Origin of the sequence: Mycobacterium nebraskense, assembly GCF_002102255.1 — a bacterium.
Lineage (GTDB): Bacteria > Actinomycetota > Actinomycetes > Mycobacteriales > Mycobacteriaceae > Mycobacterium > Mycobacterium nebraskense.
In genome coordinates this window covers 1-1,220 of record NZ_LQPH01000084.1, presented here as the reverse complement: position 1 = coordinate 1,220, position 1,220 = coordinate 1, and the positions used below count along the sequence as shown (strand labels likewise).

The window sequence follows — 1,220 nt, the reverse complement described above, 5'->3', positions numbered from 1 at the left end:
GGTGAACCCGCGCCAACCAGCTGATGCCCGGTCGAGCACCGCCCAGACCAAGGAGACGCAGGAGTGCTCACCGGGCAGCCGGCCGATCACCTTGACCCGGCGGCGGGTCTCGCCGAAGCTGCGCTCTATAAAGTTCGAATGCCGCACCCGGGTCCAATGCTCGCGCGGAAACCGCAGATACACCGTCAGCGATTCCCGGTCATTGAGCAGGGCCCGCACCGCCGCCGGGTAGGAGTCACGCCAGCGCTTGGCGAACGCGTCGAGCCTGTTCTGGGCGAGTTTGACTGCGTCGATGCCGGGTTCAACGTCCTCAGGCAGGTCGAAGATCGCCCAATAGTCGGCTTTGACGTCCGCCTGCGCATTTTTCGGCACCTTGGCCAAGATATTGCGGGCGCGATGAATCAGGCAGCGCTGCCGCAACGCCGCACCCATGGTGCGGTCGACCGCGCCGATCAGCCCGGGCGCGCCGTCGCTGATCACCAGCAGCGGACACACCAGGCCGCGTTCGCCGAGCCCGGTCAAGAAACCTTCCCACGCGTCACCGGACTCTGAGGAGGCCGCCTCGAGCCCGACGAACACCGGTTTGCCGTCGGTGTCGATACCCCACGCGGCCAGTACCGGCTCGGCCGACGCGTTCGCGTGATATTTGAAGTGCGACCCGTCCAGGAACAGGTAATCCAGCTCGACGTCGTCGAGGCGGCGGGCGCTCCATTGCTCGAACTGGGTTTTGATGTCCTCACAGATACGCGACACCGTCGACTTCGACACCGCGGCGGCCTCGCCGAGCGCTTCGACCAGGGTGGCCTCCACGTCGCGGACCGACAGGCCGCGCACGAACCCGGCGATCACCAACGCCTCCAACGCGTTGGTCTTGGTTACTCTCTTGCCGAACAGCTGGGAGGCGAACCGCTCGGTGGTGGCGCGCACCTTCGGCCGTGCCAGCGTCACCGGTCCCGCGGTGGTCTTCACCGTGGTCGGGCAGTATCCGTTGCGCATCCCGGCGCGGGCCTCCGCACAGCTCGCGGTCCGCTGGTAGCGGTCCCGGCCCAGGAACGCAGCCACCTCGGCCTCGATCGCGGTCTGCAGCAGCAACCGGGCACCGAGCCGGGCTACTTCCTCGATTGCACCCGCCAGGTCCTCGCCGCCGGCGAACACACCATCAATTTCTGCCTGCAACCGCTGCACAGGCGATACCCTCTTCGACACGGACGTAGTGCTCC

1 protein-coding gene is annotated in these 1,220 nt (G+C 67.0%); it reads right to left on the bottom strand.

All coding sequences use genetic code 11. The features are described from left to right. On the bottom strand, nucleotides 1-1,206 hold a 1,206-nt coding region (locus AWC17_RS09385), incomplete at its 3' end, for an IS256 family transposase (protein ID WP_141224564.1). Nucleotides 1,207-1,220: the final 14 nt, after the last annotated feature.